The organism is Microcystis sp. M53602_WE12 (assembly GCF_030065455.1).
Classification (GTDB): domain Bacteria; phylum Cyanobacteriota; class Cyanobacteriia; order Cyanobacteriales; family Microcystaceae; genus Microcystis; species Microcystis aeruginosa.
In genome coordinates this window covers 1-14386 of sequence record NZ_JASJFB010000467.1, presented here as the reverse complement: position 1 = coordinate 14386, position 14386 = coordinate 1, and the positions used below count along the sequence as shown (strand labels likewise).

Annotated in this window: 17 protein-coding genes and 4 pseudogenes; 15 read left to right on the top strand and 6 right to left on the bottom strand. The window is 42.3% G+C overall.

What is annotated here, in order from left to right; genetic code table 11:
- Nucleotides 1-437, bottom strand: a pseudogene (locus PX482_RS15580) (IS630 family transposase); the annotation flags it as partial.
- Between the two features lie 49 nt (nt 438-486).
- On the opposite strand from PX482_RS15580, the pseudogene PX482_RS15575 reads away from it, so the two are divergent.
- A pseudogene (locus tag PX482_RS15575) lies at nt 487-819 on the top strand (glycosyltransferase); the annotation flags it as partial.
- A 16-nt stretch (nt 820-835) separates the two neighbouring features.
- On the opposite strand, the gene PX482_RS15570 reads toward PX482_RS15575, so the two are convergent.
- Complete coding sequence (locus tag PX482_RS15570; protein WP_002761326.1) at nt 836-982, bottom strand: hypothetical protein; 147 nt, start codon at nt 980-982, stop codon at nt 836-838.
- A 113-nt stretch (nt 983-1095) separates the two neighbouring features.
- On the opposite strand from PX482_RS15570, the pseudogene PX482_RS15565 reads away from it, so the two are divergent.
- The 5 genes and pseudogenes from PX482_RS15565 (at nt 1096) to PX482_RS15545 (ending at nt 6225) form a co-directional block, all read left to right on the top strand.
- A pseudogene (locus PX482_RS15565) lies at nt 1096-1819 on the top strand (IS1 family transposase).
- A gap of 594 nt (nt 1820-2413) precedes the next feature.
- Nucleotides 2414-2812, top strand: coding sequence for a DNA sulfur modification protein DndE (gene dndE / locus PX482_RS15560; RefSeq protein WP_288093947.1), 399 nt, complete (start codon nt 2414-2416; stop codon nt 2810-2812).
- 199 nt (nt 2813-3011) lie between these two features.
- The gene (locus PX482_RS15555; RefSeq protein WP_288058305.1) at nt 3012-4523 is read left to right on the top strand and encodes a cupin domain-containing protein; all 1512 of its coding nucleotides are present in this window, start codon (nt 3012-3014) and stop codon (nt 4521-4523) included.
- A 26-nt stretch (nt 4524-4549) separates the two neighbouring features.
- A complete protein-coding gene (locus tag PX482_RS15550) occupies nt 4550-5311 on the top strand; it encodes a class I SAM-dependent methyltransferase (RefSeq protein WP_288093946.1) in 762 nt (253 codons plus the stop codon).
- Nucleotides 5308-6225, top strand: coding sequence for a TauD/TfdA family dioxygenase (locus PX482_RS15545; protein WP_002761181.1), 918 nt, complete (start codon nt 5308-5310; stop codon nt 6223-6225). The genes PX482_RS15550 and PX482_RS15545 overlap by 4 nt, the downstream gene beginning before the upstream one ends.
- 94 nt (nt 6226-6319) lie before the next feature.
- On the opposite strand, the gene PX482_RS15540 is transcribed toward PX482_RS15545, so the two are convergent.
- Entirely contained in the window at nt 6320-7834 is a 1515-nt protein-coding gene (locus PX482_RS15540; RefSeq protein ID WP_288122653.1) for a SagB/ThcOx family dehydrogenase, read from the bottom strand.
- Nucleotides 7835-8083: 249 nt separating this feature from the next.
- On the opposite strand from PX482_RS15540, the gene PX482_RS15535 reads away from it, so the two are divergent.
- The 3 genes from PX482_RS15535 to PX482_RS15525 all read left to right on the top strand — a co-directional run bounded on the left by PX482_RS15535 (nt 8084) and on the right by PX482_RS15525 (nt 9685).
- Nucleotides 8084-8428, top strand: coding sequence for a type II toxin-antitoxin system RelE/ParE family toxin (locus tag PX482_RS15535; RefSeq protein WP_002755652.1), 345 nt, complete (start codon nt 8084-8086; stop codon nt 8426-8428).
- Nucleotides 8415-8777 (top strand): helix-turn-helix domain-containing transcriptional regulator, encoded by a 363-nt coding sequence (locus PX482_RS15530; protein WP_012266497.1) that lies wholly within the window; start codon nt 8415-8417, stop codon nt 8775-8777. The genes PX482_RS15535 and PX482_RS15530 overlap by 14 nt, the downstream gene beginning before the upstream one ends.
- Nucleotides 8778-8890: 113 nt before the next feature.
- Nucleotides 8891-9685 (top strand): Uma2 family endonuclease, encoded by a 795-nt coding sequence (locus PX482_RS15525; RefSeq protein WP_002761186.1) that lies wholly within the window; start codon nt 8891-8893, stop codon nt 9683-9685.
- 58 nt (nt 9686-9743) lie between these two features.
- Here the strand turns inward: PX482_RS15525 and PX482_RS15520 are convergent.
- Both PX482_RS15520 and PX482_RS15515 read right to left on the bottom strand, forming a co-directional pair.
- Nucleotides 9744-9836: pseudogene (locus PX482_RS15520) on the bottom strand (PEP-CTERM sorting domain-containing protein); the annotation flags it as partial.
- A 216-nt stretch (nt 9837-10052) separates the two neighbouring features.
- Nucleotides 10053-10220: a hypothetical protein gene (locus tag PX482_RS15515; RefSeq protein ID WP_288122651.1), complete on the bottom strand. Its 168-nt coding sequence runs from the start codon at nt 10218-10220 to the stop codon at nt 10053-10055.
- A gap of 99 nt (nt 10221-10319) precedes the next feature.
- Here PX482_RS15515 and PX482_RS15510 point away from each other — a divergent pair, with 99 nt between their 5' ends.
- The 6 genes from PX482_RS15510 (at nt 10320) to PX482_RS15485 (ending at nt 14157) form a co-directional block, all read left to right on the top strand.
- Nucleotides 10320-11603 (top strand): flotillin family protein, encoded by a 1284-nt coding sequence (locus PX482_RS15510; protein WP_002761187.1) that lies wholly within the window; start codon nt 10320-10322, stop codon nt 11601-11603.
- A gap of 153 nt (nt 11604-11756) precedes the next feature.
- On the top strand, nt 11757-12134 hold the full coding sequence (locus PX482_RS15505; RefSeq protein WP_002761188.1) for a phosphomannose isomerase type II C-terminal cupin domain: 378 nt from the start codon (nt 11757-11759) through the stop codon (nt 12132-12134).
- 48 nt (nt 12135-12182) lie between these two features.
- Entirely contained in the window at nt 12183-12734 is a 552-nt protein-coding gene (gene cobU / locus PX482_RS15500; protein ID WP_125730507.1) for a bifunctional adenosylcobinamide kinase/adenosylcobinamide-phosphate guanylyltransferase, read from the top strand.
- Nucleotides 12735-12739: 5 nt separating this feature from the next.
- Nucleotides 12740-13183, top strand: coding sequence for a class I SAM-dependent methyltransferase (locus tag PX482_RS15495; protein WP_002761190.1), 444 nt, complete (start codon nt 12740-12742; stop codon nt 13181-13183).
- Between the two features lie 105 nt (nt 13184-13288).
- Nucleotides 13289-13879, top strand: a complete 591-nt coding sequence (leuD, locus tag PX482_RS15490) for a 3-isopropylmalate dehydratase small subunit (RefSeq protein ID WP_002761195.1) — start codon at nt 13289-13291, stop codon at nt 13877-13879.
- 101 nt (nt 13880-13980) lie between these two features.
- Nucleotides 13981-14157 (top strand): hypothetical protein, encoded by a 177-nt coding sequence (locus PX482_RS15485; protein ID WP_002740601.1) that lies wholly within the window; start codon nt 13981-13983, stop codon nt 14155-14157.
- 68 nt (nt 14158-14225) lie between these two features.
- On the opposite strand, the gene PX482_RS15480 is transcribed toward PX482_RS15485, so the two are convergent.
- Entirely contained in the window at nt 14226-14354 is a 129-nt protein-coding gene (locus PX482_RS15480) for a hypothetical protein (RefSeq protein ID WP_002761199.1), read from the bottom strand.
- Nucleotides 14355-14386: the final 32 nt, after the last annotated feature.

Sequence of the window (14386 nt, the reverse complement as noted above, 5' to 3'; positions counted from 1 at the left end):
GCCCAGATATACACATACTTTTTTCTTCTCAATATTCTTCTCACTTGCGAGCCACTCAGTTTAATTCCTGTTTCCTTTTCTAGATGCTCTGCTAATCTTGCCGCTGTCCATCTCCCGAATTCCTATCCAAATTCCTTCGGGTCTTCATCAACTATTTTTAATAGTAAATTAATATATTCCTCTGTGGCTTTTTTATGATTTCCATTTTTTCTCCCATCTTCTAGACTTTCTAAATTGTTAGGATCGCCGTGAACACACCAAGGGGCGACCGTTTTGAGTGAACAGCCAATAAAATCAGCTATTTCTCGTTGAGTTTTTCCGTCGTTCAGCAAGAGAAACATTAAAATTCTTTCCCTAACTTCTGCTCTTTCTTCTTCTTTAAGAGCTTTTTGTAAGTTTTTCTTTTCTTCTAAATCTAGGAAATCTTTAGCTGGCATAAGTAGGATTTTTCTAAAATTACTATTTCTATTTTAGGTGGTTTAAGTGCGTTTTAGCTTACCTTTACGGGTTTTCGGTCATATTTCCGATCTTCTCTACTGGCAAAATTTACAGGATAACTATAATTTCGATTTAGTCGATTATCGCGGTTTTTTGCCCACCGAGAGCCTTCAAAAAGAGTTAGGCGACTGTTTTGGCCTGTTGATGACCCCGCGCTGGGTTGAGGCTTTTGGTAACGGGGCTATTGAAGCTTTAGCCTGTGGTGTTCCCGTAGTTGCCTATCGTCGCGGTGGTCCGGTAGAAATTATCGAAGATGGAAAAACTGGTTTTTTAGTTGAACCCGATAGTATCGAGGGATTAGTTACAGGAATTAAAAATTTAGGCTCTTCGTTACTTGTTATGGTTCGATAGGGGGGCATAAATCGACTAAATCCTTATCTGGCAAGAGACTTAATTGATTAGTTCGCTCTAGATAAAAACAATTAACAAAAATCGCTAAATGCCTTTCTCTATAAGGGTTCCATCCCTTATAACCCCCGTCCATTGCATAACACAAACCGAAGAGCCGTTATCAGTTATCAGTTATCAGTGGGGGCGTTGTCAGATAAAGAGATGAGAAGGCAAAATAGATAGAAACTCAATGAAGGAAAAAAAACGATGAAATGTCCAGAATGTAAAAGTGACCACATCAATAAAAATGGTCATCGTGGTCAAAAACAAAACTATATATGTGTAAACTGTGGTCGCCAGTTCATCGATAGCTATGAAACCAAGGGCTATAGCGATGATGTTAAGCGCACCTGTCTGAAAATGTAGGTAAATGGCATGGGATTTCGAGGCATTGAGAGAGTGACGGGAGTCTCACGAACAACCATTATAGATTGGGTCAAACAAGTGGGAAAACTGCTGCCTGATTCCTATAATCCAGAAACGATTCCAGAAGTGGGAGAACTAGATGAATTAGAGACCTTTGTTGGTAAAAAAAAGAACAAAATCTGGCTCTGGACGGCTGTTGACCACTTTCGAGATGGAATTCTTGGATGGGTAATTGGTGGTCTCGCAAGGCGAGTGCCTTCGGCAACATAGTGCAGAGACATTTCAACGTTTATGGCAAGCTATCTCATTTTGGCAATGTTATTTTTGGGTAAGTGATGGAAATCCAGTGTATCCAATATTTATCCCTGATGGGGATCAGATTGTTAGCAAAACTTATAGGACAAGGGTAGAGGGAGAAAATACAAGATTACGTCATTACTTAGCCCGTCTTCATCGTCAGACTCTCTGCTATTCAAAATGTGTCAAAATGTTAGAAAATTCCCTACCGCTTCTAATTCATTACCTTAAGTTTAAGGATGTTCCAGTTCCCTACACTTTTGCTTGATTCATCTTTACATCTGACAACGCCAACCACAGAGACACAAAGAACACAAAGTCAAAACAGATAGGGTTTGCTGAATAAATCTAAAAACCTTGTTGGGTAAGACTTTTAGACCTTTTGTCAATCAAAAAGTACCAGATATGGGAGTGATCGGGGGTAAAATTGGGTGCATCTCATTTTTGTAAATCTACCGAGTTGGTATTTTTAAAGGGAAACTATCTTCTAAAATTGGTCATCACTTCCGATTTTATCGCTCAATCCAAGCCTTTGGGGGGTTCTACCCCCCAAACCTACCGTTGGGGTCGTGGCGCCGCCCCCAAACCCCGGAGCGCATTAGTTTTTCGGTGGGATGCTTACAGACAGCCGCTGATATATCTGTAATAATTTAAGAGTCACTGATAATTGCCGATTGCCGGTATTTCTGCAAATGTGAGATGGACTCATCAGTTATCATTTATCAGATGCGAGTTATCAGTTCACTGATTACTGTTTACTGAACACTGAAAAAAAGCTCCCCACTTTCCACTATCCTATTAAACAGGATTGAGAATGACTAACTATTTTCTCATCGGTCAGAGCGAGGTAAAATTATAGATTATGGAATCACCGATCGAACGTTTTCGACTATCTCAAACCGCCAAAGATAGCCTAATAAAATTAAAACGCTACACCAAAATTGACCAATGGAATATCCTCTGTCGTTGGGCTTTTTGTCGTTCCCTTGCTGAACCGAGTCTCCCCTCTCCCGTTCCCATTCCTGCCGATAGCAATGTAGAATTATCTTGGAAAGTATTCGGGGGAGAAATGTCCGATATTTTCTTAATTGCCCTCAAACAACGTTGTCATCAAGACGGATTAGGAACCGATAAAGAAACTCTAACTCAACAATTTCGCTTACATTTACATCGCGGGATCGGTTATCTTGCCGGGGATGCCAAGCTAAAGAAAATCGATAATTTAATCGAATTAGAGAGGGAAAATCTCAGAGAATCTTAATCAAGAATGATCTGTTTTCAGGGGGAGCGCATCTCAAACGCTATTGACAATTGGCCAATTTTGTGATGGTATAGCAGTTTTCCTCAGGATGAGGCATGGGCAAGGGGCTTAAGCCCCTTGTTGGCAAAACTTGTCGATACCTCAGTAACGTGAAAAGCGCTATATTTAAAAGAGGGCGGCTATCGGGGGATGAGAAAAAATGGAAAATTTAATCGAGGAAGCACTAAGCCATCGAGCGATTAATCATCCGTATTTACTGGCTTTAGAAAAAGGAGAATTTCAACATATTGATGAAGTTCTGACAGACTTTGCCAGTCAATACGGAGCTTATAGTGACTGGTTTTCCCGTTATTTAACAGCAGTAATATCAAAGCTAGAAAATCCCACTCATCGAAATCACCTGCTGAAGAACTTAGCTGAAGAAAACGGACATCTACACGATGAAGATCTCGAAGCAATCCGTAAATTAGGTATTAAGGACGAGTGGGTACAGGAAATTCCTCACCCACAGTTATTCAAGCGTTTTCAAGAAGCGATGGGAGTAGATAGCACGCAAACGCCTTGTGTTGAAGTGGAAATCTGGCGTGAATCATTCTTATCGCTGCTCCAGAATGGAAGTTCACTCCAAGCTATTGGAGCGATAGGTTTAGGGACTGAATCTGTTGTTAAATTTATCTACAAACACATTATTGAAGCGATCAAAAAACATACATCATTATCCTTGCAGCAATATGTATTTTTTCCTTTACATACAGAAGTGGAGGATGAACACAGCTTAACTTTAGTTGAGATTGCTAAAGAATTAGCCAGTGAAAGCGAACAGGCTGTTCTGGAATTACGGAAAGGAATGTTAAAAGCCTTAAATCTACGTGCTGCTTACTGGGACAATATGTATGAACGTGCGTCGGCGTTAGATAAATCTTTGACATCATCAGACCAACTCAAGATTGTTACGCTTTTCACTAAAATGATTAAAGGCAAAAAGCTGTCTAATCAGGAACAGGAACTTTTATTGCATCAAATCAATGACGTGCGTATTGGATTGACGGAAGACTTATCTACTGTTCCAGTGGAAAAACTACTACCCGGATTGAGTTCACTTTTGCTATACGGGATGCAAACGGAAAAGCACAAGGAAGAAGTTCTGAACCTGTTAAATTGGCTTGCAGATCCATCTAATGAATGCCAATGCTCTCAAACAATATTAAGGCTTGCATCACAACTTTACCATGATTTTCAAACAGTGCGACTGGGAGCATTGACCGAAAAAATCAATGAACAAAAAAGCTTGACTCATGTGCAAGAAGGTAAAGAGCTTATTTCAACAATCAGCGCCAGCAACTTAGAAGCCTTATACAACAATAAGGTTGATAAACTCAATATTGACTTTAACGTATTTCGCCTACCATTTGATCTAGAAGTTTTAGATCCACGCCTAGTTATAGTCAAGCCAGGAAAAGCGAATGAAATGCACAGACACGCACATGAAACCGTATTTGTATTTCTTCAGGGTCAAGGAAAAGTTATTGTTGATCAATACGAAAACGAGGTCGAACCGGGTACTTTTGCTGTTATTCCCCGTTGGTGTGTGCATCAATCTGTGAACTTAGGAGAAGAAGAGCTAATTTTTCTGGCGATAGCTGATTTTGGATTAACTGGTAAAAGTTTTATGGGTAATTACTTACACAGTGCTAGACTAAAACAAAATTAGTGCAAATTTTATCACGTTAGATAGGTATGAAAGCAACACAAGAAACCAAAAAACTTTACGACGAAAGCGCAGGAGACTGGAAACGAGTAGAACCGATTTTGCTTTCTGATTACTCCGCACGTCCCTTTGTCATTGATTTATGTGAACCGATTGTCAACAAGAATATATTAGATCTAGGCTGTGGGGAAGGTTATGTAGGAAGAGAGTTAATTAACCGAGGCGCTCAATCTGTTCATGGGATTGATATTTCATCGCAAATGATCGAGCAGGCCTTGATTCAAAAAAACGAGCATCAGATTACTAATGCTTCCTATGAAGCTGGTGATATTCGTGATTTTGCGGTCACTGAGTCCGAACAATACGATTTAGTTCTGGCTATGTTTCTGTTCAACTACTTAAATGTTTCAGAAACTATTAGCACGCTGCAGAAAGCCTACCAACTTTTGAAATTCGGTGGCTATTTCCTGTTCGCCGTCCCCCATCCCTCTTTACCTTTTCTGAAAAAAGATAAGTTTCCGTTTTATTTTAACCCGAAAGCTGGCTATTTTTCCGGACGCGATCAATTATTCCCCGGTGAGATTTGGCGCCGAGATAGAAAAGCCGTCGCCGTGCAATGTGTTCATAAAACTATGGAAGATTACTTCACATCTCTTCGTTTAGCAGCATTCACAAAAATGCCAGAAGTTTATGAACTAAAAATTAATCAGGAACATTTAGAACTAGACCCAGAATTTTTTACTCCGCTCATTGACCTTCCCCTTCACGTTGCTTTCAAAATTCAAAAATGATTATACCGATTTCTGATCCTAATATTTCATTACTGACTTGGAAAAAATTGCCTGATCCTTCTCAACTATTTTTTCATGTACCAGAATCATTAGTCTTGGATTTACTAAAAAGAAGCAATCACAAATGGCTTGAAAAACCCAACGAAATAGGACAGGAAACAGTCAATAAAAATCTTGATTTTTTCCTACCATTTCGTGAGAAATTGCTCCAGAAACCAGGCATAATTATTTTCCGATTAGAACCGGAATTAACAGAAATAGAAATGCGGTTAATTTATGCTTTTATTTCTCGCATTTTTGGACTGCTAAACCACCGCTATGGCTATTTTTTTGATGTAATCGATCGAGGAATGGATTACACTAAAAAAGCTATACCCGTTTCGATGACGAATACAGAAACTGGCTATCATACCGATAGTACAGCCAAAAACTACTTCCCTGATATTGTTGGCTTACTGTGTCTTGCTGCCGCGGATGAGGGAGGAGATTCCCTGGTAGTAAACGCCGCCAATTTGTATCAATATTTCTGGCAACACCATACAGACCTAGTTCCCTATCTTTACGAACCTTTGGCGCGCGATGTGATTACACCTGGAGAGATTAATTCTCAAGAAGCTATTCAAAATAATAATTTCCCCTTATTCTCAACAGATTCTCAGGGTCTGGTTTTTCGTTATATGCGGTACTGGATTGAAGTCGCTTACTCCAAACTAGAAATAGCGCAACCGGAAGCTATCACAAAAACACTCGACATCATCGACGACTTTTTTTCAAAACCAGAAAATACAGTCCGCTTCAAAATGAAAAAAGGTGATGTATTTTACCTTAATAATCGCTTTTTATGCCACAATAGAACCGCTTTTAAAAATTCAGGAAAACCCCGACAGATGGTCCGTAGTTGGATTAACCTTTAAACAAAATACGTCCAAGGGAGAAAGTGAACTGGTCAAGGTACAGAGTACAATGACCTCAACTTCCTTGTCACTCCTTCAGGGGTTCAAACTCACCCTAAAAAACCTTCGGTCGGCCTAAAGTAGTGATATAGATAACTGCTTCATCGGAGGGAATTCCTAACACTTCATTAACTTGATCATCGAAAAAACCACCGATACCACTAACCCCTAACCCCAGATGAATAGCCGCTAAATTTAATCTCTGTCCCAAATGACCCGCATCTGCATGAAGATAACGATAGACTCGATCGCCATATTTAGCCACTGCTTTTGACAGATCCGCCGTATGAAAAACCACAGCGGCCGCATCTCGTCCCAAATCCTGACCTAAACAGAGATAATGTAACTCTTGCCAGAAATTTTTAAAGCGAATTTGCCGCAATTCTTGGGCTTTGGGAGCATAATAATAACAGCCTTCCTCTAATCCGGTTACTGCCGAAACAGCGATAAAAGTTTCCAATAAATCCAGAGCAAAATAATCGGGATTGGGATCGAGATTTTGGCCGGCATAATCTTGGGGTTGATAGGTGAAATGCAGCAGCGCTCGCAATTCGTCTAAACTGAGACTAGCGCCACTATAAGCGCGGGTAGATCTGCGTTTAAGCATCGTACTTTCCAGATCGATTAAATCTTCCCCCCAATTGACGGGACGGGATGTCACGGAAACTTTTAGACAAAAAGGAAAATTATATTTATCTTCCCAATTAGAGGGGGTAACAGTTGCTTCTATCTTCTCATCTGTAGCTATGATAGTGGCTCGGTGTAGGGAGTTTAATAATTCTCCCTCGGGAATTTCGGGATAAAGAGTCGTGGTTGCCGAAGGGAGTGCCGTGGTACTATGGGGGAGATTTTGCCGGATATTGAGCAGATCTGCCAAAGGAATCACCGTCATGACACTTTCTTTCTCGGAATCGAGATAAAGCAATTCATTCATCTGGATATCGTTAAAACCACCGATTAAATGGGCGCGATAGTCATTAATCGAGGCTGATAGCTCAATATTGCCCAATAAATGCCCTGTATCGAGGAAAATACGCCGATAAGCTCGATCTTCGTAGCGCCAAGCAGACCGATAAAAAATGGCACTGGTAACTACAGCGATATCGGTATTTTCTAAAACAGGATTCCAGAAACAAGCAGATTGTAGGTTGGTCCAGACATCACTTTCCCAGAATAAAAGCAGCGAGTGACTTTGACCTTGGTAACTGTAGAGACCGGCGGGTAAAAATTCCGTGCCACGGGAGATCAGATAGACCTCGGCGGGGTATAATCCACCAGCAGAGGGTGCGGAACGTAGGTACAAGGGACTCCCCATAGTGGCGATTTTGGCAGTTAACCCATAGCTACAGCCCAAAATTCGCGATATACGTCGCCAAAAGTCTCCTTTTTGGGGAACCATTTGACGGGAGAGGTAGGGTTTGAGATCGAACGTCTGACCGATTTTGTATTCTTTGAAGGGATGGGGTTGTTGACTCCAATCAAGACCTTTACTTTTTGAGGCGATCGTCTGGGGGTCGTATTTAGTCCGCTCGTGGTAGTATTGGGCGATCGAGATTGGCTGATCTGGCATGATAAAGATAGGCTGTCTAAGCTTTACTTTTTAGTTTGACATACTCCCACCCCTAGAAAACGGGTTTCTGAAAGAAACCCGTTTTCTAAATACTCCCCTCTCCCACCCCCCCCTGCTCTACGATGTCGGGTAGGGTTGATTCATGAATCAACCCTACCCTTGATAAAGGGGGTGGGGGGTTGGGGGTGAGGGTAATTAACCATACCTGCCATTACTTTAGAAAAATAGTATAACTGCTATAATTATCCCATGGCGGCTCAACCCAGAGAAATTCGACGTTATGTTACCAGTGACGGCAAAGTTCCCTTTGCCCAATGGCTCGATTCTTTGCGGGATATTAAGGCTAAAACTAAAATCGCTCAACGCCTAAACCGGGTTAATTTAGGTAACTTAGGGGATTATAAATCAGTAGGAGCAGGAGTTTATGAACTACGAATAGACTATGGTTCTGGTTATCGCGTTTACTTTGGACAAATCGGAACAACGATTATCTTACTCCTGTGTGGAGGAGATAAAAAAACGCAAGCTAAAGACATTGAAATAGCTCAAAAATATTGGCAAGACTATAGGAGCCGAGAAAATGCCAGTCAGTGATAGTTATCATGATTCCCTGATCGAATCTCTTAAAGATTCCCATTACGCAGCAGTTTATCTGGAAACTCATCTCGAGGGAGATGAATATGAATTTGAATCAGAATTACTCAGACTCGCATTCAATCACGTCCTAGAAGCCCTTGGACCTCAAAATCTAACACCAGAACAAATCAAAATTCAGGCGAAGCAATTGGAAGAACTAATGCAAAAACCTGCACCTGAAGCCATGAATCAACTAACCTCTTGGCTTCAAGCTTTAGGATTGAAATTAACGATAACGGTCGCTTCAAAAATGCCAGAAATAAATCATGAAAATGACGCTGTTAGTTCAATCAAGATTACAGTGTAGTTTGTAGTTTGTAGTTTGTAGTTTGGTTTTTTTGATGACAAATTGATAGCCGCTTAACGCACCCTACACAGAAAACGGGTTTCTTTCAGAAACCCGTTTTCTAAAATAAAATTATGACTACACCTACCTTCACCATTCCCCAATCTGACCCTCCCCTTTCCCCTCGGCAATCCTTGCCGACGATGTACGATTTACCTAGTGACAATCCACTGGAACCCGGTTTGCCTGACGAATTTCACCTATTACAACCTCAGTTATTACTGCTGACTTTCCAGCCTCCCAACTGGGAACCAGAGCTAGTTTTTAGCGCTGCTGACCTCAACCTTTACTACAATGTCAGACACCCTCAATGGTACAAGCGTCCCGATTGGTTTGGGGTGGTTGGTGTTCCTCGCCTCTACGATGGCCATGACCTGCGCTTAAGCTATGTGATTTGGCAGGAAGGGGTTTCTCCGACGATTGTGGTGGAATTATTGTCTCCAGGTACGGAAAATCAAGATTTAGGCGAAGAACTACGCCAACCAGGGGAACCGCCAACTAAGTGGACAGTTTATGAACAGATTCTGCGGATTCCCTACTATGTGGTTTTCAGTCGCTATACTAACCAACTTCAGGCGTTTGAACTGGTAGGCGGTCGTTACCAACCCGTAGCTTTAGTGGAGGGACGCTTACCGATTCCTCCACTGGAATTGAGCTTGGGTTTGTGGCAAGGTTCCTATCGGGGGATTGAGCGGCTATGGTTGCGCTGGTTGACGCTGGAAGGAGAGTTAATTCCCCTGGCCGATGAGGAGTTAATTGCGGCCAAACAAGAGGCTTCTGCGGCGAAACAAGAGGCTTCTGCGGCTAAACAACGAGCAGAACAACTAGCGGCACGATTGCGGGAATTAGGGATAGATCCTGAAAGCTGAAGGCTCGAAAACCCCTCAAAAAAGAGAGAGGAAACCCGCGCCTCCTCTCTCTGGGACATTATTTTCTCGCTTTGCGGACAGTACCCCCTAGCATTAAACCCCCTAGTGTGATATGACCAAGAACACCCGTGGGTTCGGGGACACCCACAGCAGCAGAAGCGACGGTCAACAAATGCCGAGAGATTTTTTGAGATTATTCATACATCGAATAATTTGCTCTACGAATAAAGTTATGTGTAGATTTTAGAAGCAATTTGATTGAAGTCAACATAAAACTAGAGGATTTTACTCTATCATTAACTTATTTTAATTTTCGATGTACCTAGGATTTGCTGAATAAATCTAACAACCTTGTTGGATAAGGTTTTTAGACTTTTTTTCCCTCAAAAAGTGCCGACCATTGGAGTGATTGGGGGGAAAATTCTGGGACTTTTTCCCTGAAAATTAGGTAATTGACCACCTGAAAATCGGTAAAACCCCACACCCCACACCCCACACCCCACACCCTACCCCCACGAAAAACTTTTTGCCGCAAACCCTACCTACACCCTACTAGACTACTGGTCTGTCAAAGTTGGAAATTGATGGATACAATTTAGTTAATTTGATCCGAGCATCGACCGTAATAAAATCTATGGAAATTATCGCTGTTTTACTGGGAGTTTTCGGTTTAGGCACAGGTGCGGGTTTATTAGTCATCCGTAACTATTACCACATCTGTCAACCGAGTGAAGTTTTAATTTTTGCCGGTAGTCGTCGTCCCACGGCCACGGGTAAAACCATCGGTTATCGTTTGGTAAAAGGGGGCAGCAGTATTCGTTTACCTATGCTAGAACAAGTGTATCGAATGGACCTGACCAACATGATCATCGATCTCAGGGTGGTTAATGCCTATTCTAAGGGCGGTGTGCCGTTAATCGTCACCGGGGTGGCGAATATTAAAATTGCCGGGGAAGAACCGATTATTTATAATGCGATCGAGCGTTTATTGGGCAAGAAACGCAAGGAAATTGAACAATTGGCTAAAGAAACCCTAGAGGGCAATTTGCGCGGTGTCTTGGCCAATTTAACCCCAGAACAAGCGAACTCCGATCAGATCGCTTTTGCTAAAAGTCTCCTAGAAGAAGCGGAACAGGATCTGGAAAAATTGGGTTTAGTTTTGGATAGTTTGCAGATACAGAATATCTCCGATGAGGTGCGTTATCTCGATTCGATCGGACGGAAGCAAAAAGCCGAATTACAGAGAGATGCCCGGATAGCAGAAGCAAAAGCCCGAAAAACATCGATTATCAAGGATTCCGAGAATCTACGCCTAACCGCTTTGCGTCGTATCCAAAAAGATTTAGAAATAGCCAAAGCTGACGCAGAAAAACGGGTGCGCGACACTCAAACTAAGCGCGGCGCCATGATTGCCGAGGTAGAATCGGTGGTTATGTCCGATTTAGCTAAAGTACAGGCAGAAGTGGCGGTACAAACTGCCCGAATTAAGCAGGTGAAACAGCAATTACAGGCAGATGTGATCGCCCCTGCGGCAGCGGAATGTCAACAAGCGATCGCCAAAGCCCGGGGGGAAGCGGCCAAAATTATCGAACAGGGGAAAGCGCAAGCGGAAGGAACCAAAAAATTAGCGGCTTCTTGGCAAGGAGCGGGAAATAACGCTAAAAACATCTTTTTATACCAAAAATTGGAGTTATTGCTGAAATTAATGGTCGCTAGTGTCCCAGAAGTGCAGGTGCAAACGGTGACGGTAGTGGACGGAGGTGATGGTAATCTTGTCCCGAAAATGACTGCCTTTGCTGAACAATTGCGTCAAGCTACCGGGGTGGATCTGGTACAAATGGCTAATCGCCTAGCACAAACCGAGCCATCTGTCAAGGGAAAAGAGACAAATTTTGATTTTAAACAATTGCCCTCTTGAATCAGTTATCAGTGATCAGTTATCAGTTATCAGTAGGAGGATAGAGTATTAAGTGAGCAGTATTAAATGGCAGTAAAAGTCCTGTCTGTTCACTGATTACTGATTACTGATTATCGTCCACTAGAATGTTAATCAAGTTTGGAGACCACCACCATGGATGACTTAATTAATGATCCCTCCCCTTATCCCCAAGACATAGAAATGACGCGGACTCCCCCCTGGGGAACAGTGACGGTATTGGAGGAAGGTCCCCGGTATCGCATCAATCGCATTGTCATTAAACCCGGCCATCAGATGAGTACCCAAATGCACTACCATCGCAGTGAACACTGGATTGTCGTCTCCGGCACAGCGCGGGTAATCTGTGATGAAAAAGAAACTCTCCTCAAACAAAAAGAATCTACATACGTTCCCATGAATACCCGTCATCGGGTGGAAAACCCCGGTTCTATTCCTCTGGTGATGATTGAGGTGCAAAATGGCGAATATCTAGGAGATGATGATATTCACCGTTTGGATGATGCAGAATAGGACAGTTTTCTCCCCTATATACTTTAGTTATTTGCCAAAATCTCGATCGTGGATGAAAAAATTATCCTAGTTACAGGGGCTGCCCGTTCTGGGAAAAGTGAATGGGCCGAATATTTAGCCAAAATCAGCCAAAAACCCGTTATTTATATCGCCACCTCCTCGGTGGATGAAAAAGATCAAGAATGGTGCGATCGCATTGAAAGACACCGGCAGCGACGTTCCCCCCAATGGCAAACCCAAGAAATTCCCCGACAATTAAGCGAAACTATTGATAATAGCCCATTTTCTCACTGTTTATTGATCGATTCCCTCGGTACTTGGGTAGCCAATTGTTTAGAAATGTCGGCAGCTGAATGGTTAGAAATTAGCGATCGATTCTTGTATTCCCTCAAAAACGCGGCGGTTGATGTTATTCTGGTGGCGGAAGAAACCGGTTGGGGTGTGGTTCCCGCTTATCCCCTCGGTCGTCTGTTTCGCGATCGTTTAGGCGATCTCTGTCGTAGAATTGGCACAATAGCAGACGCGGTTTATCTAGTTACCGGCGGCCATGCTCTTAATTTAAGTCAATTGGGTCAGTCTTTGTCGATAATTGGGCAATAGAGAAGATGAGCAACGATTATCAGCGTCAAGTAATTGATTTTTATGCCCTTCGTCACGATTACGATAACGATTTTACGCAAGCTCGCGCCCTTAAATTAGTAAATTATCTCTATTTACAAAAAAGCCAATCTGTGCTATACGTGGCAACGGGAACGGGATTTATAGCGGTCGCAATTGCCCCAAAAGTGAAAAGTGTCATCGGGGTTGATTTCACGCCGGAAATGATTGCCAGAGCCGAAAAAAAGCTAGAAGCATTAAATATCGAGAATATTGACCTAATTAACGCCGATATAGCTGCTATTGACTTTGCCGAGTCTAGTTTCGATCTGATCATCTGTTCTCTGGCGATTGCACTTTTCCCCGATATCCCGCAAGTGCTGGCAAAATGGTATCAATGGTTAAAAAAAGGCGGTTCGGTCGCCTATCGGCTGCCGAAATTGCGACTCTAGTGAACAATTATCGCCGAGAAATCGAGAAAAATGCCACCGATCAGGGAGTATGGCAAGATGCAACCACTTTTTTTTGTCACTGCTAGTAAAAGTTAGAAAAAGATCATGAGTCAAGTTAAAACCATCTCCGGACGAGCTTTACCCTTGCGAGGCAACGATATTGACACCGATCGCATTATTCCGGCTCGTTTTTTGCGTTGTATCACCTTTGAAGGTTTAGGAGAACAAGTGTTCGCCGATGATCGAGCCGCTTTACAGGGGAGTCATCCTTTCGATCTACCCCAGTACCAAGGGGCGAAAATTTTGGTAGTTAATGGTAATTTTGGTTGTGGCTCTTCTCGGGAACACGCACCGCAAGCGATTTTACGTTGGGGAATTCAAGCAATTATCGGGGAAAGTTTCGCCGAAATATTTTTTGGCAATTGTATCGCTAATGGGGTTCCCTGTGTCACTGCTGAGGCTAAAACTATCGCCCATTTACAGGATTTAATTGCAGCTAATCCCGAAATTCCCGTCGATCTTTCTTTGCCAACCATGACGGTGGAATGGGGGGATTTTGTCGCTACCGTCTCTATGAATGAAGGTTCCCGACAGATGTTAATAGAAGGTGATTGGGATACCTGCGGACAGCTTTTACAAAATCTCGATCTAATTCAATCTACCGCACAAAAGTTACCCTATTTAAGTTTCGTCTAGAGAAACAATCTAGGCTGAGGGTGCGTTAGTAATAGATTAACGTACCCCGGCAGGGATTTTGTTGGAGATGCCGCGGCTGTAAATATTAAAAAATCTGCCCTATGACTAATTCTGATAATAATCTCCAAAATATCCAAGAACCGATTTTAAACGCTCCCGAAGATGTGCGAAAAATCATCGATCGAGTTTTAAAATTGGAAAGAGATAAGTTATACCAGCGCAATCCTCGCAATATCAATGATGATGTTTTAACGATTATTAAAGAAGTAATTCAATAATCAGTTATCAGTTATCAGGAGTCAGGAGATAGGGTGATAGGGTTTTGGGGTGATAGGGTGATAGGGATTTAGGGGTTTAGGGAAATTTGGCTCTTCGTTACTTGGTATGATTCGATCAGGGGGCATAAATCGACTAAATCCTTATCCGGCAAGAGACTTAATTGATTAGCTCGTTCTAGATCGAAAACAATTGACAAAAATCGCCAAATGTCTTTCTATATAAGGGTTT

Bases quoted from the DNA above. Each gene is read 5' to 3' on its own strand.
- PX482_RS15570 (WP_002761326.1), bottom strand. From the start codon at position 982: ATGGACGGGGGTTATAAGGGATGGAACCCTTATAGAGAAAGGCATTTA.
- dndE (WP_288093947.1), top strand. From the start codon at position 2,414: ATGGAATCACCGATCGAACGTTTTCGACTATCTCAAACCGCCAAAGAT.
- PX482_RS15555 (WP_288058305.1), top strand. From the start codon at position 3,012: ATGGAAAATTTAATCGAGGAAGCACTAAGCCATCGAGCGATTAATCAT.
- PX482_RS15550 (WP_288093946.1), top strand. From the start codon at position 4,550: ATGAAAGCAACACAAGAAACCAAAAAACTTTACGACGAAAGCGCAGGA.
- PX482_RS15545 (WP_002761181.1), top strand. From the start codon at position 5,308: ATGATTATACCGATTTCTGATCCTAATATTTCATTACTGACTTGGAAA.
- PX482_RS15540 (WP_288122653.1), bottom strand. From the start codon at position 7,834: ATGCCAGATCAGCCAATCTCGATCGCCCAATACTACCACGAGCGGACT.
- PX482_RS15535 (WP_002755652.1), top strand. From the start codon at position 8,084: ATGGCGGCTCAACCCAGAGAAATTCGACGTTATGTTACCAGTGACGGC.
- PX482_RS15530 (WP_012266497.1), top strand. From the start codon at position 8,415: ATGCCAGTCAGTGATAGTTATCATGATTCCCTGATCGAATCTCTTAAA.
- PX482_RS15525 (WP_002761186.1), top strand. From the start codon at position 8,891: ATGACTACACCTACCTTCACCATTCCCCAATCTGACCCTCCCCTTTCC.
- PX482_RS15510 (WP_002761187.1), top strand. From the start codon at position 10,320: ATGGAAATTATCGCTGTTTTACTGGGAGTTTTCGGTTTAGGCACAGGT.
- PX482_RS15505 (WP_002761188.1), top strand. From the start codon at position 11,757: ATGGATGACTTAATTAATGATCCCTCCCCTTATCCCCAAGACATAGAA.
- PX482_RS15495 (WP_002761190.1), top strand. From the start codon at position 12,740: ATGAGCAACGATTATCAGCGTCAAGTAATTGATTTTTATGCCCTTCGT.
- leuD (WP_002761195.1), top strand. From the start codon at position 13,289: ATGAGTCAAGTTAAAACCATCTCCGGACGAGCTTTACCCTTGCGAGGC.
- PX482_RS15485 (WP_002740601.1), top strand. From the start codon at position 13,981: ATGACTAATTCTGATAATAATCTCCAAAATATCCAAGAACCGATTTTA.